24 protein-coding genes are annotated in these 22806 nt (G+C 63.6%); 6 read left to right on the top strand and 18 right to left on the bottom strand.

Annotation, left to right across the window (positions count from 1 at the left end; genetic code table 11):
* The first annotated feature begins 17 nt into the window (after positions 1–17).
* The 3 genes from dnaX (at position 18) to recR (ending at position 3230) form a co-directional block, all read left to right on the top strand.
* A complete protein-coding gene (dnaX, locus tag QQ992_RS19660) occupies positions 18–2084 on the top strand; it encodes a DNA polymerase III subunit gamma/tau (RefSeq protein WP_286110767.1) in 2067 nt (688 codons plus the stop codon).
* A 64-nt stretch (positions 2085–2148) separates the two neighbouring features.
* Complete coding sequence (locus tag QQ992_RS19655) at positions 2149–2484, top strand: YbaB/EbfC family nucleoid-associated protein (RefSeq protein WP_003254305.1); 336 nt, start codon at positions 2149–2151, stop codon at positions 2482–2484.
* Between the two features lie 143 nt (positions 2485–2627).
* Entirely contained in the window at positions 2628–3230 is a 603-nt protein-coding gene (gene recR, locus QQ992_RS19650; protein WP_286110766.1) for a recombination mediator RecR, read from the top strand.
* A gap of 41 nt (positions 3231–3271) precedes the next feature.
* On the opposite strand, the gene QQ992_RS19645 is transcribed toward recR, so the two are convergent.
* The 16 genes from QQ992_RS19645 to ccoN (QQ992_RS19570) form a co-directional block, all read right to left on the bottom strand.
* Positions 3272–3820 (bottom strand): adenine phosphoribosyltransferase, encoded by a 549-nt coding sequence (locus tag QQ992_RS19645; RefSeq protein ID WP_016711710.1) that lies wholly within the window; start codon positions 3818–3820, stop codon positions 3272–3274.
* A gap of 55 nt (positions 3821–3875) precedes the next feature.
* The gene (fnrA, locus tag QQ992_RS19640; protein ID WP_016711709.1) at positions 3876–4610 is read right to left on the bottom strand and encodes a Crp/Fnr family transcriptional regulator FnrA; all 735 of its coding nucleotides are present in this window, start codon (positions 4608–4610) and stop codon (positions 3876–3878) included.
* 186 nt (positions 4611–4796) lie between these two features.
* The gene (hemN, locus tag QQ992_RS19635; protein ID WP_286110765.1) at positions 4797–6179 is read right to left on the bottom strand and encodes an oxygen-independent coproporphyrinogen III oxidase; all 1383 of its coding nucleotides are present in this window, start codon (positions 6177–6179) and stop codon (positions 4797–4799) included.
* Positions 6180–6284: 105 nt separating this feature from the next.
* Complete coding sequence (locus tag QQ992_RS19630) at positions 6285–6968, bottom strand: sulfite exporter TauE/SafE family protein (protein WP_286110764.1); 684 nt, start codon at positions 6966–6968, stop codon at positions 6285–6287.
* The gene (gene ccoS, locus QQ992_RS19625) at positions 6961–7176 is read right to left on the bottom strand and encodes a cbb3-type cytochrome oxidase assembly protein CcoS (protein ID WP_286110763.1); all 216 of its coding nucleotides are present in this window, start codon (positions 7174–7176) and stop codon (positions 6961–6963) included. Before ccoS ends, QQ992_RS19630 begins: the two co-directional genes overlap by 8 nt.
* Positions 7155–9629: a heavy metal translocating P-type ATPase gene (locus QQ992_RS19620; protein ID WP_286110762.1), complete on the bottom strand. Its 2475-nt coding sequence runs from the start codon at positions 9627–9629 to the stop codon at positions 7155–7157. The genes ccoS and QQ992_RS19620 overlap by 22 nt, the downstream gene beginning before the upstream one ends.
* A 140-nt stretch (positions 9630–9769) precedes the next feature.
* A complete protein-coding gene (locus QQ992_RS19615; RefSeq protein WP_105946164.1) occupies positions 9770–10300 on the bottom strand; it encodes a FixH family protein in 531 nt (176 codons plus the stop codon).
* A 15-nt stretch (positions 10301–10315) separates the two neighbouring features.
* Entirely contained in the window at positions 10316–11731 is a 1416-nt protein-coding gene (gene ccoG / locus QQ992_RS19610) for a cytochrome c oxidase accessory protein CcoG (RefSeq protein ID WP_060499658.1), read from the bottom strand.
* Between the two features lie 302 nt (positions 11732–12033).
* Entirely contained in the window at positions 12034–13011 is a 978-nt protein-coding gene (gene ccoP / locus QQ992_RS19605; protein WP_016711702.1) for a cytochrome-c oxidase, cbb3-type subunit III, read from the bottom strand.
* Complete coding sequence (locus QQ992_RS19600) at positions 13008–13199, bottom strand: CcoQ/FixQ family Cbb3-type cytochrome c oxidase assembly chaperone (protein ID WP_003254287.1); 192 nt, start codon at positions 13197–13199, stop codon at positions 13008–13010. The genes ccoP (QQ992_RS19605) and QQ992_RS19600 overlap by 4 nt, the downstream gene beginning before the upstream one ends.
* 5 nt (positions 13200–13204) lie before the next feature.
* Complete coding sequence (ccoO, locus tag QQ992_RS19595; protein ID WP_016488340.1) at positions 13205–13813, bottom strand: cytochrome-c oxidase, cbb3-type subunit II; 609 nt, start codon at positions 13811–13813, stop codon at positions 13205–13207.
* Positions 13813–15255 (bottom strand): cytochrome-c oxidase, cbb3-type subunit I, encoded by a 1443-nt coding sequence (gene ccoN / locus QQ992_RS19590; RefSeq protein ID WP_003254284.1) that lies wholly within the window; start codon positions 15253–15255, stop codon positions 13813–13815. Before ccoN (QQ992_RS19590) ends, ccoO (QQ992_RS19595) begins: the two co-directional genes overlap by 1 nt.
* Positions 15256–15707: 452 nt before the next feature.
* Positions 15708–16649, bottom strand: coding sequence for a cytochrome-c oxidase, cbb3-type subunit III (ccoP, locus tag QQ992_RS19585; protein ID WP_286110761.1), 942 nt, complete (start codon positions 16647–16649; stop codon positions 15708–15710).
* The gene (locus tag QQ992_RS19580) at positions 16646–16840 is read right to left on the bottom strand and encodes a cbb3-type cytochrome oxidase subunit 3 (protein ID WP_016711696.1); all 195 of its coding nucleotides are present in this window, start codon (positions 16838–16840) and stop codon (positions 16646–16648) included. Before QQ992_RS19580 ends, ccoP (QQ992_RS19585) begins: the two co-directional genes overlap by 4 nt.
* A 5-nt stretch (positions 16841–16845) precedes the next feature.
* Positions 16846–17454, bottom strand: a complete 609-nt coding sequence (ccoO, locus tag QQ992_RS19575; RefSeq protein WP_060501205.1) for a cytochrome-c oxidase, cbb3-type subunit II — start codon at positions 17452–17454, stop codon at positions 16846–16848.
* A gap of 13 nt (positions 17455–17467) precedes the next feature.
* Positions 17468–18892 carry a cytochrome-c oxidase, cbb3-type subunit I gene (gene ccoN / locus QQ992_RS19570; RefSeq protein WP_016488335.1) on the bottom strand — a complete coding sequence of 475 codons (1425 nt, stop codon included), beginning with the start codon at positions 18890–18892 and terminating at the stop codon, positions 17468–17470.
* Between the two features lie 50 nt (positions 18893–18942).
* On the opposite strand from ccoN (QQ992_RS19570), the gene QQ992_RS19565 reads away from it, so the two are divergent.
* Positions 18943–19638 carry an alpha/beta family hydrolase gene (locus tag QQ992_RS19565; RefSeq protein WP_286110760.1) on the top strand — a complete coding sequence of 232 codons (696 nt, stop codon included), beginning with the start codon at positions 18943–18945 and terminating at the stop codon, positions 19636–19638.
* Between the two features lie 141 nt (positions 19639–19779).
* Here QQ992_RS19565 and ppnP read toward each other — a convergent pair whose 3' ends face one another.
* Together ppnP and QQ992_RS19555 are read right to left on the bottom strand one after the other, a co-directional pair.
* Complete coding sequence (ppnP, locus tag QQ992_RS19560; protein ID WP_286110759.1) at positions 19780–20064, bottom strand: pyrimidine/purine nucleoside phosphorylase; 285 nt, start codon at positions 20062–20064, stop codon at positions 19780–19782.
* A gap of 73 nt (positions 20065–20137) precedes the next feature.
* Positions 20138–20689, bottom strand: coding sequence for a 3'-5' exonuclease (locus QQ992_RS19555; RefSeq protein ID WP_060501198.1), 552 nt, complete (start codon positions 20687–20689; stop codon positions 20138–20140).
* 171 nt (positions 20690–20860) lie between these two features.
* Here QQ992_RS19555 and QQ992_RS19550 point away from each other — a divergent pair, with 171 nt between their 5' ends.
* Together QQ992_RS19550 and QQ992_RS19545 are read left to right on the top strand one after the other, a co-directional pair.
* Complete coding sequence (locus QQ992_RS19550) at positions 20861–21661, top strand: substrate-binding periplasmic protein (RefSeq protein ID WP_286110758.1); 801 nt, start codon at positions 20861–20863, stop codon at positions 21659–21661.
* A 63-nt stretch (positions 21662–21724) separates the two neighbouring features.
* Positions 21725–22738: a GNAT family N-acetyltransferase gene (locus tag QQ992_RS19545; protein WP_286110757.1), complete on the top strand. Its 1014-nt coding sequence runs from the start codon at positions 21725–21727 to the stop codon at positions 22736–22738.
* Positions 22739–22806: the final 68 nt, after the last annotated feature.

Below are 22806 nucleotides of genomic sequence, written 5' to 3'. Positions count from 1 at the left end.
GCTACGATGGTTTTTCGATGAGTTATCAGGTTCTTGCACGTAAATGGCGTCCGCGCTCGTTCCGCGAAATGGTCGGCCAGGCCCATGTGCTCAAGGCCTTGATCAATGCCTTGGACAACCAGCGCCTGCACCACGCCTACCTGTTCACCGGTACCCGTGGCGTGGGCAAGACGACCATCGCCCGTATCATCGCCAAGTGCCTTAACTGCGAAACCGGCATCACCTCCACGCCGTGCGGCACCTGTTCGGTGTGCCGGGAGATCGACGAAGGCCGTTTCGTCGACCTGATCGAAATCGACGCCGCCAGCCGTACCAAGGTCGAGGACACCCGCGAACTGCTCGACAACGTGCAGTACGCCCCGAGCCGTGGGCGCTTCAAGGTCTACCTGATCGACGAAGTGCACATGCTCTCTACGCACTCCTTCAACGCCTTGCTCAAGACGCTGGAAGAGCCGCCGCCCTACGTCAAGTTCATCCTCGCCACCACCGACCCTCAGAAACTGCCGGCCACCATCCTGTCGCGCTGCCTGCAGTTCTCGCTGAAGAACATGAGTCCGGAGCGGGTGGTCGAGCACCTCAGCCACGTGCTGGAAGCGGAGAACGTGCCGTTCGAGCCAGATGCCCTGTGGCTGCTGGGCCGTGCTGCCGATGGCTCGATGCGTGATGCCATGAGCCTGACCGACCAGGCCATCGCCTTTGGCGAAGGCAAAGTGCTGGCTGCTGATGTGCGGGCGATGCTTGGCAGCCTGGATCATGGTCAGGTCTACGGCGTGCTGCAGGCCTTGCTGGAAGGCGATGCCCGGGCGTTGCTGGAGGCCGTGCGCAACCTGGCCGAGCAAGGGCCGGACTGGGCGGGCGTGTTGGCCGAGATGCTCAATGTGCTGCACCGCGTGGCCATTGCCCAGGCGCTGCCCGAAGCCGTGGACAACGGCCAGGGCGATCGCGAGCGGGTGCTGGCGCTGGCCTCGGCGCTGCCGGCCGAAGACGTGCAGTTCTATTACCAGATGGGCCTGATCGGCCGCCGAGACCTGCCGTTGGCCCCGGACCCGCGCGGCGGCTTCGAAATGGTGCTGCTGCGCATGCTGGCGTTCCGCCCGGCTGATACCGATGACGCGCCGAAACCGGTGCTAAAGCCAGCGGGGATCAGCCAGGCCACAGCTGATTCTGCAAAACCAGTGGCAGCGCCGGCAGTTGCCGTGGCGCCGCCAACGGTTGTGGTAGAACCTGCTGCGCCACCCGTTCAGGCCCCCGCGCCAGTCGAGCCGCCGCCTCAGCCTGCGGCCGAACCTGCTGCGACCGTTGAGCCTGAGCCTGTTCCTGCGGTTGAGCCCGAACCCGAACCCGAGCCAGCGGTAGAGGTGATCGACCTGCCATGGGAAGAGCCCGCAGCACCGCCGGCAGCGGTAGTGGCGCAACCTGAGCCTGAGCCAGTGCCCGCTGCGCCCGCAGTTCCAGTCCAGCAGGCCGCCCCGGCCCATGATGATGAACCGCCTTTCGACCCGTCCGCCTACTCCGCCGTAGGCATGGACCGGGACGATGAGCCACCCCTGGACGAAGACTATTACGGCGGTGAAAGCGACCCGGTCGGTTTCAGTTATCTGGACGAACTGGCCGAGCACATCCAGGAGGAAGCGCCCAAGCCGGTAGCCCAGCCGCTGCCAGCGGCCAAGCCGGCCACCGGCCTGGCCCTGCAATGGCTCGAATTATTCCCGCAGTTGCCTGTGTCCGGGATGACAGGCAACATCGCGGCAAACTGTACGCTGATCAGTGCAGAAGGCGACGACTGGCTGCTGCACCTGGACCCTGGCCAAGGTGCGTTGTTCAACGCCACCCAGCAGCGACGCCTGAACGAAGCGCTCAACCAGCACCTGGGGCGCACGCTGAACCTGCGCATCGAGCTGATTCTGCCCGAGCAGGAAACCCCGGCCCAGGCCGCCGCGCGCAAACGCGCCGAGCGCCAGCAGGACGCGGTCACCTCGATCGAGCAGGATCCGTTGATCCAGCAGATGATCAAGTTGTTCGGTGCCAAGGTGCGGCAGGATACTATTGAGCCTGTAGAGGCCCTGGCCAATCAGGGCCAGTAACGGATAACCATGCGGCCGGCCCTGCGCCGGGCCGCATCACATGACCCAATCGAGGTATACCCCCATGATGAAAGGTGGCATGGCCGGCCTGATGAAGCAGGCCCAGCAGATGCAGGAAAAGATGCAGAAGATGCAGGAAGAGCTGGCCAACGCTGAAGTCACCGGCCAGTCCGGTGGTGGCCTGGTGAGCGTGGTGATGACCGGTCGTCACGACGTCAAGCGTGTCAGCATCGACCAGAGCCTGATGTCGACCGACGAGGACGACAAGGAAGTGCTGGAAGACCTGATCGCCGCCGCGCTGAACGATGCGGTGCGCAAGGTTGAGCAGAGCAGCCAGGAAAAGATGGGCGGCATGACGGCTGGCATGCAACTGCCGCCGGGCTTCAAGATGCCATTCTAAGGGCATTGCAATACCGAAAACCGCCGCTGAATCCAGCGGTGGTTTTTTTTGCAAAGATTTCAGCCAGGGCGCGGTCTACTGATTTGACGCCACTGCCCTCGCTGGGTATAAACCGCCTCTTATTGAATTGTCAGGCCTTTCTCATGAGCTTCAGCCCCCTCATCCGCCAACTGATCGACGGCCTGCGTATTCTGCCCGGTGTCGGCCAGAAAACCGCCCAGCGCATGGCCCTGCAACTGCTCGAGCGCGACCGCAGTGGCGGGCTGCGCCTGGCCCAAGCGTTGACCCAGGCCATGGAAGGTGTAGGCCATTGCCGTCAGTGCCGTACCCTGACCGAGCAGGAGCTCTGCCCGCAATGCGCCGACACACGCCGTGATGACACCCAGCTGTGCGTGGTCGAGGGGCCGACCGATGTGTATGCAGTGGAGCAGACCGGCTACCGTGGCCGTTACTTCGTGCTCAAGGGCCACCTGTCGCCGCTGGACGGCCTGGGTCCGGAGGCGATTGGCATTCCACAGCTGATGGCGCGGATCGAGGAGCAGGGCACGTTTACCGAGGTGATCCTGGCGACCAACCCGACGGTGGAGGGGGAGGCGACAGCGCATTACATTGCGCAGTTGCTGAGCGAGAAGGGGTTGGTGGCTTCGCGGATTGCCCATGGGGTGCCGCTGGGTGGTGAGCTGGAGATGGTAGATGGTGGTACCTTGGCCCACGCTTTTGCGGGACGTCGGCCGATTTCGTTCTGATTCAGAATTGCCGGGGCTGAGAAGCAGCCCCGGAAGCCAACTCAGTATTCGCTGAGGGAAAACTCGGTCAGGCAGAAGGTAGGCACACCCGCCGCCTGCAACCGGCGCGACCCGTCCAGCTCTGGCAGGTCAATGATCGCCGCCGCCTCGAACACCTGCGCCCCGGTACGACGTACCAGGTTGGCCGCCGCCAGCAGCGTTCCGCCCGTGGCAATCAGGTCATCGAAGATCAGCACCGAATCACCTTCGCATAGGCTGTCGGCGTGCACTTCCAGGAAGGCCTCGCCGTACTCGGTCTGGTAGCCCTCGCTCAGCACGTCAGCCGGCAGTTTGCCTTGCTTGCGGAACAGGATCAGCGGCTTGTTCAGCTGGTGGGCGATGATCGAACCAATCAGAAAGCCCCGCGCATCCATGGCACCAATGTGGCTGAACTCGGCCTCGACATAGCGCTCGATGAACTGGTCGGCCACATAGCGCAGCCCGCGCGGCGACTGGAACAGAGGGGTAATGTCGCGGAAGATCACGCCTGGCTTGGGGAAGTCCACTACCGGGCGGATGAGGGCTTTGAGGTCGAAGGTGTCGCTGTGCATTGTTGCGGGTATCCTGGGAAAACGAATGCCCAAGTATACCCGCTAAACGCTGGCCTCAGGCCTCGATTGCACCACCGGCCAGCGCACACAGCTGGATCGGGTCGAGAATGTGCACTTCCTTGCCTTCGGCGCGGATCAGGCCATTCTGCTGGAAGCGGGTGAACACCCGCGAAACGGTTTCCACCGCCAGGCCAAGGTAGTTACCGATTTCGTTGCGCGACATGCTCAGGCGGAACTGGTTGGCCGAATAGCCGCGGGCGCGGAAACGTGCCGACAGGTTGACCAGGAAGGTGGCAATGCGCTCGTCGGCGGTTTTTTTCGACAGAAGCAGCATCATTTGCTGGTCGTCGCGGATTTCCCGGCTCATGACCCGCATCAGCTGGCGGCGTAGCTGCGGCAGCTGTACCGACAGCTCGTCGAGGCGCTCGAAGGGAATCTCGCACACGGAAGTGGTTTCCTGAGCCTGCGCCGATACCGGGTAGGCCTCGGTGTCCATGCCCGACAGCCCGACCAGCTCGCTGGGCAGGTGGAAGCCGGTAATCTGCTCTTCGCCGCTGTCGCTGAGGCTGAAGGTTTTCAGGGCGCCGGAACGTACCGCATAGACCGAGCCGAAATTGTCACCCTGGCGGAACAGGAACTCGCCTTTTTTCAGCGGGCGGCCGCGTTTGACGATTTCATCCAGTGCATCCATGTCTTCCAGGTTAAGCGAAAGAGGCAGGCACAGGGGGGCCAGGCTGCAGTCCTTGCAGTGGGCCTGGTTGTGTGGGCGCAGTTTGACTGGCTCGGACATTTGAATCGATCCTTGTGGGAAAGCACACATAAGTCGTAAGGGTAACCTACGACACAGGGTGTAGGCCAGTGTGCGCGTTTTTGGTGCGCACTGGCGAAACCCCGGCAGGTGCCCTGCCGGGAGTCCTTGTGTGCCCATAGTGTGCCCGGCAAGGAAACTTGTCCATGCGGTTGAACGCCTCGGTTTTCAGATCACCCGCGAGAAGCGCTGGCGGTTTTGCATGGCCAGGTAGGCGTCGAACACCATGCACACTGAGCGTGCCAGCAAGCGGCCCGCCGGCAAGATGCGGATGCCTTTGTCGTCCAGGCTGATCAGGCCGTCGCGCTGCAAGGTCAGCAGCTCGGGCCAGAGGTCGTTGAAGTAGCCGCGAAAATCGATAGTGAAGGCCTGCTCGATCGGCTCGAAGTCCAGCTCGAAATGGCAGATCAGCTGCTGGATCACGGCCCGGCGGATACGGTCGTCGTGGTTGCACAGCAGGCCGCGCTGGGTGGCCAGCTGGGCGTTGGACAGGCTGTCCTGGTAGGTGTTGAGGTCGCTGCTGTTCTGGCAGTACAGGTCGCCGATCTGGCTGATGGCCGACACGCCCAGGCCAATCAGGTCGCAGTGCCCGTGGGTGGTGTAGCCCTGGAAGTTGCGCTGCAGGGTGCCTTCTTCCTGGGCAATGGCCAGCTCGTCGTCGGGCAGGGCGAAGTGGTCCATGCCGATGTAGCGGTAACCGGCGGCGGTCAGTTGGTCGATGGTGGCGTGCAGCATCTCCAGCTTGGCCGCCGCGCTGGGCAGGTCGTTATTGTCGATACGCCGCTGCGGCATGAAGCGCTCGGGCAGGTGGGCGTAGTTGAACACCGACAGCCGGTCGGGCTGCAAGCGGATCACCTCTTCGACGGTGCGGGCAAAGCCTTCCGGGGTTTGCTTGGGCAGGCCGTAGATCAGGTCGAGGTTGATCGAGCGGAACTGCAACGTGCGTGCAGCTTCGATCAAGGTACGGGTTTGCTCAAGGCTTTGCAGGCGGTTGACCGCACGCTGCACGGCCGGGTCAAGGTCCTGCACGCCCAGGCTGACGCGGTTGAAACCCAGCTCGCGCAGCAGGCCCATGGTCGACCAGTCGGCTTCGCGGGGGTCGATTTCGATGCCGTAGTCGCCAGAATCGTCGTCCAGCAGGTGGAAGTGCTGGCGCAGGGTGGCCATCAGCTGACGCAGTTCCACATGGCTGAGAAAGGTCGGCGTGCCGCCGCCGAAATGCAGCTGTTCAACACGTTGTTTAGGGGCCAGGTGGCAGGCGATCAGCTGGATTTCCTGCTCCAGGCGCTGCAAATAGGGCGCAGCGCGGGCGCGGTCCTTGGTGATGACCTTGTTGCAGGCGCAGTAGTAGCAGATGTTGGCGCAGAACGGCACATGCACGTACAGCGACAGCGGGCGCACGGCTCGACGGCTCTCGCGCAGGGCGTGGAGCAGGTCGAACGAGCCCACCTCGCTGTGCAGTTGCACGGCGGTCGGGTAAGAGGTGTAGCGTGGTCCGGCCAGATCGTAGCGGCGGATCAGGTCGGTATCCCAACGTAGGTCGTCGAGCATGAGGGCGGTCCCCGGAAAGAGCAGCAGTGCACCGGAGTCTATGGCCGTCTGTAGGAAACTGTGTTGATTTGTATCAAGGGCATCGGGGCGTCAAAGCGGCCCCCATCAATGCCCCATCAGCCAATGCTGGTGCGGCCCGGGCAGGGTCCACACCCCAAACAGCATCACCAACACCCCGCCAGCCACCCGCACACTGCGCCGTCTCAACAAGGCATTCGCCCTCTCCGCCGCCAACCCGGTAGCCAGCAGCACTGGCCAGGTCCCCACCCCGAACGCCAGCATCAACGCCGCGCTATACCCGGCGTTGCCCTGGCTGGCCGCCCACAACAGGGTGCTGTACACCAACCCGCACGGCAGCCACCCCCACAGCGCGCCCAGCAACAATGCCCGGGGCAGGCTGGATACCGGCAGCAAGCGCGAAGCGACCGGCTGGATGTGCCGCCACAGCCCCCGGCCCAGCGCTTCGATGCGGGTCAGCCCGCTCCACCAGCCGGCCAGGTACAGCCCCATGGCAATCAGCAGCAGTGCCGCCAGCACCCGCAGTGCCAGTGCTGCCGGGCTGCTGGCCACGGCCCAGCCGGCCAGGCCCAGCAACAGGCCGGCACAGGCATAGCTGGTAATGCGCCCGACGTTGTACGCCAGCAGCAGGCGCAAGCGCCGGCCACGCTGTTCGGGCGGGATGGCCAGGGTCAGCGCGCCCATCAGGCCGCCGCACATGCCCAGGCAATGGCCGCCGCCAAGCAGGCCAAGGACCAGTGCCGAGCCCAGCAGGGGAAGCAGGTCAGGCACGGGGTGGTGGTTCCTTGTCGGTGTCGGCCTGCGCGTCTTCAGGCTTTAACGCCGCCTGGTGGCGCGGGTCCTGGTCGTCGAAGAGGATGCTATGGGCAGGGCCTTCGAGGTCGTCGTACTGGCCGCTGTCCACCGCCCAGAAGAAGATGTACACGGCCACGCCGACCAGCAGCAAAGCGGCGGGAATCATGACATAGAGGGCGGGCATGGCGACTTCCTCCCGGGTAGGGATGCTTCGGTTTTCGGCAAGGCCGCTGCCAGGGGCATGCGGGTCAGGCGCAGGGCATTGAGCACCACGATCAGCGAGCTGACCGACATGCCGATGGCGGCCCACACCGGGGTAATCCAGCCGAGTGCGGCAAACGGCAACATCAGGCCATTATACAGCGACGCCCACAGCAGGTTTTCGAGGATGTTGCGGCGGGTGCGGCGGGCCAGGTCGAAGGCCTGCACCAGTGCCTGAAGGCGGTTGGACAGCAGCACGGCATCGGCGCTGGTCTTGGCAAGATCCGTGGCGCTGCCCATGGCGATGCTGATATCGGCGGCGGCCAGCACTGGCACGTCGTTGACCCCGTCACCCAGCATCAGCACCTTGCTTCCGGCTGCCTGCAACGCTTTCAGCCGGTCCAGCTTGTCGTCCGGGCGCAGGCCGCCAATGGCCTGGTCGATACCCAGCTGCGCGGCCACTTCGGCGACCATGGGCGAGCTGTCGCCCGACAGCAGCAGCGTACGCCAGCCACGGGCCTTGCAGGCGGCGAGCAGGGCAGGGGCATCGTCGCGCAGGCGGTCGTCCAGGCCGAACCAGGCCAGCGGCCCTTGGCGGTCACCCAGCAGCAACCACTGGCCGCGCGGTTCCGGCACGCCGGGGATCTCCGCGCCGCTCAGGGCGCAGACGAAGGTGGCCTGGCCAATGCGCAGGCGCTGGCCGTCCACCAGGCCTTCCAGGCCCAGGCCGGGTACGGTCTGCACATCATCCGCGGGTGTGGCGGTGCGGCCAAAGGCGCGGGCGATGGGGTGCTCGGAGCGGTTTTCCAGCGCGGCTGCCAAGGCCAGGCAGCGGTCGGCGGGCAGGCTGCCGAGAGGGCGGATGCTGCGCAGGGTAAGGCGGCCTTCGGTCAGTGTGCCGGTCTTGTCGAAAATCACCGTGTCGATCTGGTTCAGGCCTTCCAGCACATGGCCGCGGGTGACCAGCAGGCCGAGCTTGTGCAGGGTGCCGGTGGCGGCGGTCAGCGCTGTTGGCGTGGCCAGGGACAGCGCGCAGGGGCAGGTGGCTACCAGCATCGCCAGCACGATCCAGAACGCCCGCGCAGGGTCCAGATACCACCACCACAGGCCGATGGCCACGGCGGCCAGCAGCGAGAACAGCAGGAACCACTGCGAGGCCCGGTCGGCGATTTCGGCCAGGCGTGGTTTTTCGGTTTGCGCACGTTCCAGCAGGCGCACGATGGCCGACAGCCGCGAATCGTGGTCCAGTGCTTCAACCTCCACGTTCAGCGTGCTTTCGACGTTCAGCGTGCCGCCGGTGACCCGTTCGCCCACCCGGCGCGGTTGTGGCAGGTATTCGCCGGTCAGCAGCGATTCATCCACACTGGAGCGGCCTTCGACAATCCGCCCGTCGGCGGGGATCACGGCGCCCGGCAGTACTTGCACCGTGTCACCGCACTGCAGTTCGCTGAGCAGGATGCGCTCGCTGCGGCCGATGGCGTCCAGGCGCAGGCACGAGGCTGGCAGCAGGTTGACCAGTTGCGCGGTGGCGGCGGCAGTGCGTTCGCGGGCGCGGCGCTCCAGGTAGCGGCCGGTGAGCAGGAACAGGGCGAACATGCCCACGGTGTCGAAATACAGCTCGCCACTGCCGGTGATGGCGGTCCAGATGCCGGCGCCGAAGGCCAGGCCAATGGCCAGCGACACCGAAACGTCCATGGTCAGGTGGCGGGTGCGCAGGTCGCGTGCTGCGCCTTTGAAGAACGGCGCGCAGCTGTAGAACACGATGGGGATGGTGAGGAACAGCGCCACCCAGCGCAGGATGGTGTGCAGTTCAGGCGACAGGTCGATGTTGAATTCCGGCCAGGTGGCCATGGTTGCCATCATCGCCTGGAACCACAGCAGCCCGGCCACGCCCAGGCGGCGCAGGGCGCTACGGTTCTCGCGGGCCAGCTGTTCGGCGGCCTGGTCGGGTTGGTAGGGGTGGGCGGCGTAGCCGATCTGGCGCAGCTCGGCCAGCAGGCGAGAGAGCGGCTGTTGCTTGTCGTCCCAGTTCAGCAGCAGGCGGTGGTTGGACAGGTTCAGGCGTGCTTCGGCGACGCCGGGCAGGTTGCGCAGGTGCTTTTCGATCAGCCAGCCGCAGGCGGCGCAGCTGATGCCTTCGACCAGCAGGGTGGTTTCGGCCAGCTCGCCCTGGTGGCGCACGAAGCTTTGCTGCACGTCGCTACGGTCGTACAGGGCCAGTTCGTCTTGCAGCTGTTTGGGCAAGGCTTCGGGGTTGGCGCTGTTGTCGCTGCGGTGCTGGTAGTAGTGCTCCAGGCCACCGGCGACGATCGACTCGGCCACCGCCTGGCAACCGGGGCAGCAGAACTGCCGAGGCTGGCCAAGGACCACGGCGGTGAAGCGGCTGCCGGCGGGGACGGGCAGGGCGCAGTGGTAGCAGGGGGTGGGTTGGGTCATAAAAGCAAGCACGACTGGTCAGGCATATATGAAACCCTGTGGGAGCGGGCGTGCCCGCGAAAGCGTCAGGCCTGAAAACACCGTTGCCTGGGCTATTGCATTCGCGGGCATGCCCGCTCCCACAGGGATTTGCGGTGTTGCTACTGTTGGTGTTCGGCACCTTGCAGGGCTTCGTCACCTAATTGCAAGGTCACACCATGCTCCACTTTTTCCTCTTCGAACAAGCGCCACACCTGGCCACCTTCGCTCCCCAGCAGCTCAACAAAGCGCCGCCCGTCCACCTTGTCCTCCAGTTGCCCCACATAACGCCCTGCTTCAACCCGGCTCAGCAGCACCCTGCGGTCTTTCTCTGGCTGGGTAGGCGAAATCAGGTTCAGCTCCAGGCTCTGCGGGCCGCTGTTGCCGGTCAGGCGCAGGTCCACTTCGCCGGTGAGCTCGTCCAGGTGCACGCTGGCCTTCAGCCCCAGCTGCTGCGCCAGCAGTTCACGGTCCAGCGAGCGGTTGATGCCCTTGCCGGCCTCGTAGTAGTTGTCGTTCACCAGGTTGTCCGGGTTGTTCACGGCGATACTGACCATGGTCAGGCTCAGGCACACCGAGGTGGTGAGGATGCCGATGATGATCCAGGGCCAGAGGTGCTTGTACCAGGGGCTGGCGGCGGTGGCGACAGGCATTGTGCGTTATCTCTCTTAGCGGATCTGTGGGCCGATGAAACGGCTCTTGGCTTCAACCTGAGCGTCACTGTCGTCGGCGCTTTTGAGGATGAAGGTGATTTCGTTGGTGGTCGAAGGCAGCTTCTCGGGGGCAACCGACAGCTGCACCGGCAGGCTGACGATATCACCGGCAGCCACGCGGATCTCGCGCTGGCCCTCGAGCTTGAGGTCTGGCAGGCCGGCGGCGTCCAGTACGTAGACGTGGTCGCGCTGGTCCTTGTTCATTACCTTCAGGCTGTACACGTTCTCGATCCTGCCCTGGGCGTTCTCGCGGTACAGCACGCGGTCCTTGCTGACGTCGAAGCCGACCAGCGAGCGGGTGGCGAAGGCAGTGGCCAGGCCGATGATCATCACCAGCAGCACCACGGCATAGCCGATCAGGCGCGGGCGCAGCATGTGGGTCTTCTGCCCGGACAGGTTGTGTTCGGTGGTGTAGCTGATGAGCCCTTTGGGGTAGTTCATCTTGTCCATGATGCCGTCACAGGCGTCGATGCACGCGGCGCAGCCAATGCACTCGATCTGCAGGCCGTCACGGATGTCGATGCCGGTAGGGCAGACCTGGACGCACATGGTGCAGTCGATGCAGTCGCCCAGCCCCTGTGCCTTGTAGTCGGCATCCTTTTTACGCGGGCCGCGGGTTTCGCCACGGCGCGGGTCGTAGGAAACGATCAGTGTGTCCTTGTCGAACATCACGCTCTGGAAGCGGGCGTAGGGGCACATGTAAACGCACACCTGTTCGCGCAGCCAGCCGGCGTTGCCGTAGGTGGCGAGGGTGAAGAACCCGACCCAGAAGTAGGCCCAGCCATCGGCTTGGCCTGTGAAGAATTCGATGACCAGTTCGCGGATGGGCGAGAAATAGCCCACAAAGGTCATGCCGGTAACGAAGCCGATCAGTAGCCACAGGCTGTGCTTGGCGAATTTGCGCAGGAACTTGTTGCCGCTCATGGGGGCTTTGTCGAGCTTCATGCGCTGGTTGCGGTCGCCTTCGGTGACTTTCTCGCACCACATGAAAATCCATGTCCACACGCTTTGCGGGCAGGTGTAGCCGCACCACACCCGGCCGGCGAACACGGTGATGAAGAACAGGCCGAAGGCGGCGACGATCAGGATGCCCGACAGCAGGATGAAATCCTGCGGCCAGATGGTGGCGCCGAAAATGTAGAACTTGCGCTCGGGCAGGTTCCACCACACGGCCTGGTGACCACCCCAGTTCAGCCATACGGTGCCGAAGTACAGCAGGAACAACACGGCACCACCGACCATGCGCAGGCGGCGGAACAGGCCGGTGAAGGCGCGGGTGTAGATCTTTTCCCGGGAGGCGTAGAGGTCGACGGAATCCTTCCCTTTGCTGGCAGGCGGGGTGACGTCATGTACCGGAATTTGCTTGCTCATCATCAAGTCCCACGGCAGTGGAGAAACGCCGCGGCCAGTGCGTGCCGGCCGCAGTCTCGCGCAATCTGCTAGCGCTCTACGGCCCATGATACGCCGCTGATGGCGGTATGGGGTCGCACTGCGACCTTTAGTCGCGTTGGGTTTGTGGTGTGAATCGTGTTATGGCGGGTGTCAATTGATCCAGGTCATATGGCCTGCAACAAATGTGTTGTCAGTGCCGGCCTCATCGCGGGCAAGCCCGCTCCTACAGGAATTTCACCACACTGTAGGAGCGGGCTTGCCCGCGATGAGGTCAGACCTGCTTACTCGGCCTTGGCCGGCTCAGCCTGGTGCGACAGGCTGTACACATAAGCCGCCAGCAAGTGCACCTTGTCATTACCCTGCAACTGTTCCTGCGCCGGCATCTGCCCTTGGCGACCATAACGGATGGTCTGTTGCAGCTGGGCAAAGCTGGACCCGTAGATGAACGCCTGCGGGTGGGTCAGGTTCGGCGCACCCATGGCCGGTGTGCCTTTGCCTTCCGGCCCGTGGCAGGCCACGCAGTTGGCGGCGAAGATTTTCTGACCGTTCTCGGCATCGGCCTTGACGCCTTCCGGCAGGGTACGGCCATCCAGCTTGCTGACCACGAACGCCGCCACGTCGGCCACGCCCTGATCACCGATCACCTCGGCCCAGGCCGGCATCACGCCGTGGCGGCCGCCCATGATGGTGGTCTTGATGGTGTCGGGCTCGCCGCCCCAGCGCCAGTCGTTGTCGGTGAGGTTAGGGAAGCCGAAGGCACCCTTGGCGTCGGAGCCGTGGCACACCGAGCAGTTGGAGGCGAACAGCCGTGCGCCCATTTTCAGCGCCTGCGGGTCCTTGGCCACGTCCTCGATGGGCATGGCGGCGAACTTGGCGAAGATCGGCCCGAAGCGGGCGTCGGCCTTGGCCATTTCCTTTTCCCACTCGTGCACGCCGGTCCAGCCCGGCTGGCCGTTGGAAAACTCGGTCTGCTTGTCGTTGTCCAGGTACGAGTAGCCCGGCAGCACGCCTTTCCAGTTGCCCAGGCCCGGGTACAGCACCAGGTAGCCAAGGGCGAAGATGATGGTGCCGACGAACAGCCAGAACCACCATTTCGGCAGCGGGTTGTCGTATTCCTCGATGCCATCGAAGGCATGCCCGACGGTTTCGTCGGTCACTTCTTCGCGCTGCCCCTTGCGGGTGGACAGCAGCAGCCAGGTCAACGAGAAGATGGTGCCCAGGGTCAGGACGGTAACGTACAGACTCCAGAAGGTTGTCATTGTTGTTTGCTCCCAGAAGCTTTTGCTTGCTCGACGTGCCGGGTGGCCTCGGGGTCATCCGCGAAGGGCAGTTGGGTCGCTTCGTCGAAGTCCTTTTTACGCCGTGGGTTGAACACCCACAGCGCCAGGCCCACGAAGGCCACCATCACCACGACGGTGCCCAGGCCGCGAATCATCCCGATATCCATCAGCGTCACCGTTTGCTTTTGATGATGGTGCCAAGACCCTGCAGGTACGCGACGATGGCGTCCATTTCGGTCTTGCCCTTGACCGCGTCACGCGCGCCGGCAATGTCGGCGTCGGTGTACGGGGTGCCGAGTGTGCGCAGCACTTCCAGTTTTTTCGCGGTGTCCTTGCCGTCGAGCTTGTTCTCGACCAGCCACGGGTAGGACGGCATCTTCGACTCCGGTACCACGTTGCGCGGGTTGTACAGGTGCGCACGGTGCCAGTCATCGGAGTAGCGGCCACCCACGCGGGCCAGGTCCGGCCCGGTGCGCTTGGAGCCCCACAGGAACGGGTGGTCCCACACGCTTTCGCCGGCTACCGAGTAGTGGCCGTAGCGCTCGGTTTCGGCGCGGAACGGGCGGATCATCTGCGAGTGGCAGCCCACGCAGCCTTCGCGGATGTAGATGTCGCGGCCTTCCACTTCCAGCGCGGTGCGCGGCTTCATGCCTTCAACGGGTTTGTTGGTGACGTCCTGGAAAAACAGCGGGACGATCTGGGTCAGGCCACCGACGCTCACGGCGATGACCATGAAGAAGGCCAGCAGGCCTATGTTCTTCTCGACGGCTTCATGCTTCATCAGTGCGCTCCCACAACGACGATCTTGGCGGCTTCCTCAGCCTGTGCCGGGTTGGCGGCACGTACGGTACGGAACACGTTGTAGGCCATCAGCAGCATGCCGCTGGCGAAGAACGCACCGCCCAGGGCGCGGACGATATAGCCAGGGTGGCTGGCCTGCAGGGCTTCGACGAAGGAGTAGGTGAGGGTGCCGTCATCGTTGATGGCGCGCCACATCAGGCCTTGGGTGATGCCGTTGACCCACATCGAGGCGATGTACAGCACGGTACCGATGGTGGCGAGCCAGAAGTGCGCGTTGATCAGGCCGATGCTGTGCATCTGCTCGCGGCCGTAGAGTTTCGGGATCATGTGGTACACGGCACCGATCGAGATCATGGCTACCCAGCCGAGGGCGCCGGCGTGGACGTGGCCGATGGTCCAGTCGGTGTAGTGCGACAGCGAGTTCACGGTCTTGATGGCCATCATCGGGCCTTCGAAGGTGGACATGCCGTAGAACGCCAGCGAAACGACCAAAAAGCGCAGAATCGGGTCGGTGCGCAGTTTGTGCCAGGCGCCCGACAGGGTCATCATGCCGTTGATCATGCCGCCCCAGCTTGGCGCCAGCAGGATGATCGACATCACCATGCCCAGCGACTGTGCCCAGTCAGGCAGGGCGGTGTAGTGCAGGTGGTGCGGGCCGGCCCAGATGTACAGGGTGATCAGCGCCCAGAAGTGCACGATCGACAGGCGATACGAGTAGATCGGTCGCTCGGCCTGCTTGGGCACGAAGTAGTACATCATCCCCAGGAAGCCGGTGGTGAGGAAGAAGCCCACGGCGTTGTGGCCGTACCACCACTGGATCATCGCGTCGGTGGCACCGGAGTAGGCCGAGTACGACTTGAACAGGCTCACCGGCAGCGAGATGTGGTTGACGATGTGCAGCATCGCGGTCACCACGATGAAGGCGCCGTAGAACCAGTTGCCGACATAGATGTGCTTGGTCTTGCGCTTGACGATGGTGCCGAAGAACACCAACCCGTAGGTCACCCAGACGATGGCCAGCAGGATCGCCAGTGGCCACTCGAGCTCGGCGTATTCCTTGGTGGTGGTGTAGCCCATCGGCAGGGTGATCAGCGCGCCGACGATCACCGCCTGCCAACCCCAGAAGGTGAAGGCCGCCATGCTGTCGGAGATCAGCCGGGTCTGGCAGGTGCGCTGCACCACGTAGTAGCTGGTGCCGAACAGCGCACAGCCCCCGAAGGCGAAGATCACCAGGTTGGTGTGCAGCGGGCGCAGGCGGCCGAAGCTGGTCCAGGGCAGGTCCAGGTTCAGTTGCGGCCATACCAGCTGCGAGGCGATGAAGACGCCGAGGCCCATGCCAAGGATCCCCCAGACCACCGTCATGATGGCGAACTGGCGGACGACCTTATAGTTATAAGCAGTCGGACTGATTGCTGTGCTCATTCTAAGGTTCCACGGTTTTGATGTTCTTGTTGGTCGAAAAATCGGCGCCAGTATTGATAACCATCAGGGTTACCGCAACGCAACTTTGGTACGCCGACCCGTGTCCGAGCCCGTTCGCTGATGTCCCGCAGCGATCGGGTCCGGACGATTGTACACAAATAAATATTTGTAATGTGTACCGTTTTTCATCTTTTTCTGATCGATCGGTCAGGCTTTTTATCGGGACGGCGACAGGCTATGCGCCGCGTCTGCATCGGTCCTTTCGGAGCGAAGCCCACTGAGGCAACAAGCTTAGTTCTGTTCGGAGGGGGTGCAAGGGAGGGCGTGCGGCGGGGGAGAGCTGGGGCTGCTCTGCAGCCCTTTCGCGACACAAGGCCGCTCCTACAGAGGGAATGCGGTCCCTTGTAGGAGCGGCCTTGTGTCGCGATGGGCCGCAAAGCGGCCCCGGGATACTACTTGGAGGTCACGGTTTCAGCAGCGCCATCCTGCGACAGGCTATACACATAAGCCGCCAGCAGGTGCACCTTGTCATTCCCCTGGATCTCGGCCTGCGCCGGCATCTGCCCTTGGCGACCATAACGAATGGTCTGTTGCAGCTGGGCAAAGCTCGACCCATAGATGAACGCCTGCGGGTGGGTCAGGTCTGGCGCGCCCATGGCGGGAGTGCCTTTGCCTTCCGGTCCGTGGCAGGCCACGCAGTTGCCGGCGAAGATCTCCTTGCCCTTGGCCGGATCGGCCTTGGCGCCTTCCGGCAAGGTGCGGCCGTCCATGCTGGTCAGCACGAACGCGGCCACATCGGCCACACCCTGCTCGCCGATCACCTCGGCCCAGGCCGGCATCACACCATGGCGGCCGTTCATGATCGACGCCTTGATGGTTTCTGCATCGCCGCCCCAGCGCCAGTCCTTGTCGGTGAGGTTGGGGAAGCCGAAGGCACCCTTGGCGTCCGAGCCATGGCACACCGAGCAGTTGGAGGCAAACAGGCGGCCGCCCATTTTCAGCGCTTGCGGGTCCTTGGCGACATCTTCCACGGGCATGGCGGCGTACTTGGCGAAGATCGGGCCAAATCGGGCATCGGCCTTGTCCATTTCCTTCTGCCATTCGTTCACGCCAGTCCAGCCGTTTTCATAACCCGGCAAGATGCCTTTCCAGTTGCCCAGGCCCGGGTAGAGGATCAGGTAGCCGACCGAGAACACCAGGGTGCCGACGAACAGCCAGAACCACCACTTGGGCAGCGGGTTGTCGTACTCCTCGATGCCGTCGAAGCTGTGGCCCATGGTCTGGTCAGTGGTGTTCTTGCTCTCGCCCTTGCGGGTGGCGAGCAACAGCCAGGTCAGGCCAATCAGGCTACCGATGGTCAGTACGCTGATGTACGTACTCCAGAAGGTGGTCATTGCCCGTTACTCCTTTTTGCAGCAGGTTCCTGCCCGGCAGGGGGCAGGCGGTCGTCGACGAAGGGCAGCAGGCGCGCTTCGGCGAAATCACGGTCGCGGCGGCGGTTGAATACCCACAGCGAGAGGCCGATGAAGGCGATCATCACCACCAGGGTGCCCAGGCCGCGGATCATGCCGATGTCCAGTTCCATCGCACTCACCTCTTGTTCTTGATCGCGGTGCCGAGCACCTGCAGGTAGGCGACCAGCGCGTCCATCTCGGTCTTGCCCTTGACCGCGTCACGGGCGCCGGCAATGTCGTCGTCGGAGTACGGCACGCCCAGGGTGCGCAGGGTGCGCATCTTGGTGTCGGTGTGGCTGTTGTCGACCTGCTGGGCGACCAGCCACGGGTACGACGGCATCTTCGACTCCGGTACCACGTTGCGCGGGTTGTACAGGTGCGCGCGGTGCCAGTCGTCCGAGTAGCGGCCACCGACGCGGGCCAGGTCTGGCCCGGTGCGTTTGGAGCCCCACAGGAACGGGTGGTCCCACACGCTTTCGCCGGCTACCGAGTAGTGGCCGTAGCGCTCGGTTTCGGCGCGGAACGGGCGGATCATCTGCGAGTGGCAGCCCACGCAGCCTTCGCGGATGTAGATATCGCGGCCTTCCAGCTGCAGCGCGGTGTAGGGTTTCATGCCTTCCACCGGCTTGTTGGTGACGTCCTGGAAGAACAGCGGGACGATCTGGGTCAGGCCGCCGATGCTGACGGCGAACACCATCAGCAGGGCCATCAGGCCGACGTTTTTCTCGATGACTTCATGTTTCATCAGGCGTTTCTCCTCAAGCCAACTGGGCGTTCGCAGGGGCGACGTCAAGCGCTGGCGAACGCACGGTGCGCCAGGTGTTCCAGGCCATCAGGAACATGCCGCTGAGGAAGATCGCGCCGCCAACGAAGCGCACGACAAAGCCTGGGTGGCTGGCCACCAGGGTTTCCACGAACGAGTAGGTGAGCGTGCCGTCGCTGTTGACCGCGCGCCACATCAGGCCCTGGGCGATGCCGTTGACCCACATCGAGGCGATGTACAGCACGGTGCCGATGGTGGCCAGCCAGAAGTGCGCGTTGATCAGGCCGAGGCTGTACATGCGCTCTTTGCCGAACACTTTCGGGATGGTGTGGTACAGCGCGCCGATGGAGATCATGGCTACCCAGCCGAGGGCGCCAGCGTGCACGTGGCCGATGGTCCAGTCGGTGTAGTGGGACAGGGCGTTGACCGTCTTGATGGCCATCATCGGGCCTTCGAAGGTGGACATGCCGTAGAACGCCAGGGACACCACCAGGAAGCGCAGGATCGGGTCGCTGCGCAGTTTGTGCCAGGCGCCCGACAGGGTCATCATGCCGTTGATCATGCCGCCCCAGCTCGGTGCCAGCAGGATCAGCGACATCACCATGCCCAGCGATTGCGCCCAGTCGGGCAGGGCGGTGTAGTGCAGGTGGTGCGGGCCGGCCCAGATGTACAGGGTGATCAGCGCCCAGAAGTGCACGATCGACAGGCGATAGGAATACACCGGGCGTTCGGCCTGCTTGGGCACGTAGTAGTACATCATCCCCAGGAAGCCCGCAGTCAGGAAGAAGCCCACCGCGTTGTGGCCGTACCACCACTGCACCATGGCGTCGGTGGCGCCGGCGTACACCGAATACGACTTGGTCAGGCTGACCGGCAGTTCCAGGTTGTTGACGATGTGCAGCAGCGCCACGGTCAGGATGAAGGCCCCGAAGAACCAGTTACCCACGTAGATGTGCTTGGTGTTGCGCTTCATCAGCGTGCCGAAGAACACGATGGCGTAGGCCACCCAGACGATGGTGATCAGGATGTCGATCGGCCATTCCAGTTCGGCGTATTCCTTGGAGCTGGTGTAGCCCAGCGGCAGGCTGATGGCCGCCAGCAGGATCACCAGTTGCCAGCCCCAGAAGGTGAACGCGGCCAGGCCCGGTGCGAACAGGGTGGTCTGGCAGGTGCGTTGCACCGAATAATAGGAGGTGGCGAACAGCGCGCAGCCGCCGAAAGCGAAGATCACCGCATTGGTATGCAGGGGGCGCAGGCGGCCGAAGCTGGTCCAGGGGAGGTCGAAGTTGAGGGAAGGCCAGGCGAGCTGGGCGGCGATGAAGACGCCGAGCCCCATCCCGACGATTCCCCACACCACCGTCATGATGGCGAATTGGCGGACCACCTTGTAGTTATAGGCGGTACTGCTGGTTGTGTTCATGTATGGGTTCCCATCCACGGTTATTTGGCAGGCTTTACAGCGAGGCAAGCATGATTAATGGGCAAAGTGCCGGTATTGACGGGGATCAATGGGCGAAGGTCGGAAATGTCCCAGGCTTGCGCTGCGATCCTCCACAGGCTCAAGGTAAAGACGGCTACAAGGGCTGCCTGATCCTGGCCCATGGCGCAGGTGCGCCGATGGACAGCGGGTTCATGGACGAAATGGCGCAAAGGCTTGTGGCACTTGGGGTGGCGGTCGTGCGCTTCGAGTTCCCGTACATGGCCGAGCGCAGGGTTACCGGTGGCAAGCGGCCGCCGAACCCGCAGAAGGTGTTACTGGAATGCTGGCGCGAGGTGTACCGGCAGGTGCGACCTTTGGTCGCGGGCAGGCTGGCGGTGGGTGGCAAGTCCATGGGCGGGCGCATGGCCAGCCTGCTGGCCGACGAACTGGGTGCGGATGCGCTGGTGTGCCTGGGCTATCCCTTTTACGCGGTGGGTAAACCTGAAAAACCGCGCGTGGAGCACCTGGCCGGGTTGAAAACACCGACGTTGATCGTGCAGGGCGAGCGCGATGCGCTGGGCAACCGAGAGGCGGTGGCAGGGTATGCGTTGTCGCCGGCGATCGAGGTGAGCTGGCTAGTGGCGGGGGACCATGACCTGAAGCCGTTGAAGGCTTCGGGGTTCAGCCATGAGGAACATTTGCAGGCGGCTGCGCAGCGAGTTGCCAGCTTTTTGGCAGGCATATGACTTGTAGGAGCGGCCTTGTGTCGCGAAAGGGCCGCGCAGCGGCCCCGGCAATTCACGCGGCGAAGCTAAAAACTGGGGCTGCTTCGCAGCCCTTTCGCGACACAAGGCCGCTCCTACAACGAGCGTGCCAATAGCGAACAATTAATCGCGGTACTCGCACAGGTAAGCGGTATCCACTTTCACCTGCAGCTGGAACTTGCTGTCAGCCGGTACATTGAACTTGTCGCCCGCCTTGAAGGTTTCCCAGTTGTCGCTGCCTGGCAGCTTCACGGTCAGCGCACCCGACACCACATGCATGATCTCGCGCTTGGCAGTACCGAACTCGTATTCGCCCGGGGCCATCACGCCGACAGTGGCCGGGCCTTCTTCGCCCGAGAATGCGATCGACTTGACGGTGCCGTTGAAGTACTCGTTGACCTGGAACATGGGCGACTCCTGAAAAGGGGGATGAAAAAGGGCTGGCCAGTATGCCCAAGCCCACTGCCTCCGTCATCTGCTTTCAGGGGCCATTGGCGGGGAGCGTCAGTGGCAGCAACCGCGCCGTATTGCGCGCGTCTTCCAGCGCCCTGTGCTGCTGCCCGCAAAAGTGCATGCCGGCCAGTTGCAAGGCCCCGTTCAAACCCGTGGGGCGTTGCAGGTGGCGGGCTTTGGCAAAGCGCTGTTTGAGGTTGATGTGCGGCAGGGTGCGCAGCAGGCTGTCGAGCCCGTGCTGCTGCCATTCCTGGTGCAGTTGCTGGCGGTCGTAGTCGCCCCAGCTGACCCAGGCCTGAAGTTGCCCACGGTGGTGCCCGAGCCAGCGCTCGAAGCTTGCCCACACCTCGTGAAACGGCGCGGCGCCGTCCACGCTGGCCTGGCTGATGTGCGTCAGCTCACGGCAGAACGGGGTAAGCTGCGGACGCCGCCGTGGCCGCACGAAACGCTGGAAATGGTCGACCTCGCGGCCTTCGCGGGTGACCAGGCTTGCGCCGATTTCAATGATTTCCATCTCTGTGACCGGCCACCCACCATCGTCGGTGGTGGCTTCCAAGTCGATCACCAACCAATGGCCCATACCAGGCTCCCTTGCAGATCCTGCTAGAGCGTAGCCAATGTCTGGGCATACGGCACCCTATGGCATTTTGCCGCCTGCTTTGGCACAAAGACTGGGAACCGGCAGTTGTGCCGCCAAGGGAAAACGCCTAGCTTAGACGGACCCAGGCATGAACCGTGATGAGTGTCCGTCTTGACTCCAGCGCCCGGCCTCAAGGCCCTGTCCTCCCTGATGCTGCTGGCCGTGTACTGGCTGGCGGTGCCGGCATGGGCCGCAGATGCCGTCGAGGTGAAGATCGGCGCTGCGCACTTCCCGCCATACACGGTACGCCCCGAACAGGGGGCCGACACCGGCCTGCTGCCGCAATTGGTCGACGCGCTCAACCGCTTGCAACAGGGTTACCACTTTGTCCTGGTGCCCACGTCCATCCAGCGGCGTTTTGGTGACTTCCAGCAGGGCCGCACCGACATGGCCATTTTCGAGAACCCGCAATGGGGCTGGGAGCAGATTGCCCACCAGACCGTGGACATGGGCCTAGAAGATGCCGAAGTGTTCGTCGCCCGCCAGGCCAATGGCCGTGACCCGCATTACTTCGACGACCTGAGTGATAAACGCCTGGCCTTGTTCAACGGCTACCACTACGCGTTCGCCCGTTTCAACTCCGACCCGGACTACCTGCGCGAAGCCTACAACGCGACCCTGACCTACTCCCACGACAGCAACCTGCTGATGGTGCAGGCCGGCCGTGCCGATATCGCCCTGGTCACGCGCTCCTACCTCAGTGATTTCCTGGCGCGCAACCCGGCCAGCAAGGCGCAGCTGGTGCCTTCGCAACGCATTGACCAGGTGTATCACCACTACGCCTTGCTGCGCCCGGGGGCACCTATCGGCGAGCAGTCGTTCGCCGGCCTGCTGCGAGACCTGCGTGACAGCGGTGAGCTGGCACGGATCTTCGAGCCTTACCGCATCACGGTTTCGGCCCCGAAAGACTAAATTCACGCGCCACGGCAACGTTCTCAGCAGTGAGCCTTTTCTTCATTTTCGTGAGTCAAGCCCATGCCGTTCGATGCCGCTTCGCAGCCCCCGTCACCACCACGCTGGCGCCACCTCAGTGCCGAGGAGGGGGGCGGCTGGCTGAGCCTTACCCTTGAAGGCCGACCGTTGATCCAGGTGCGCCTGGAGGCCGGTGCCACCTTGCATGTTCACCTTGAACGCCTGTGCCCCGAGCGCCCGTACCAGGCCTTGTGGGCTGCCTGCTACTGGTTGCTGTCTCGCGACACGGCCTGCCAGCGCCTGGTCTGGCACTTGCCCGAGGCGCAGCCTCAGGCGCTGGCCTGTGGTTTGCTGCGGGTGGGCGAGCAGCCTGGCCAATACCTGTGCGAGCGGGCGTTGTTCTGGCAGTTGCCACAGCCTTGGCTGGGGGAGTCGGTGGCGGCGGTGTACCCGCAGCAGATGCAGATCAGCAACGGCAAACGCCACCCACGCCGCGCACCCAAGCCGCGTGGTGAGGTGTACCGGCGCTTCGATGCGCGCCTGGGCAGTTGGGTGTCGTTGCGCACCCTGGAGATCGAGCACGACCTGGAGCGTTTCAACCGCTGGCAGAACAACCCGCGGGTAGAGGCGTTCTGGCAGGAGGGCGGTACGCTGGCGCAGCACCGCGAATACCTGGACAAACTCGAAGCCGACCCACACACCCTGACGCTGATCGGCTGCTTCGATGATGAGCCGTTTGCCTACTTCGAGGCGTACTGGGCCAAGGAAGACCGTATTGCACCGTTCTACCCGGCCGATGATTACGACCGTGGCATCCACATGCTGGTAGGGGAAGAGAGCCATCGCGGGCCACACAAGGTGGCCAGCTGGCTGTCGGCGCTCGTGCACTACCTGTTCCTGGATGACCCGCGTACCCAACGGGTGGTGGCCGAGCCGCGCGCCGACAACGGCAAGATGATCGGCTACATGCAGGACCAGTGCTTCCATTGCGACAAGGAGTTCGACTTCCCGCACAAGCGGGCGGCGTTGATGATTCTGGGGCGGGAACGCTTCTTCGATCGCTGCAAGCTCGCCTAGCGGCGAGAGCTACTAGCTACTAGCTGCAAGCTGCAAGAAAAAGCCAGGGCAGAACAGAGTTGGCTTTT

Origin of the sequence: Pseudomonas kurunegalensis (assembly GCF_030291635.1) — a bacterium.
Classification (GTDB): Bacteria; Pseudomonadota; Gammaproteobacteria; order Pseudomonadales; family Pseudomonadaceae; genus Aquipseudomonas; species Aquipseudomonas monteilii.
Note: the sequence above shows the minus strand (reverse complement) of the source record. Positions and strands in the feature narration are given on the sequence as shown.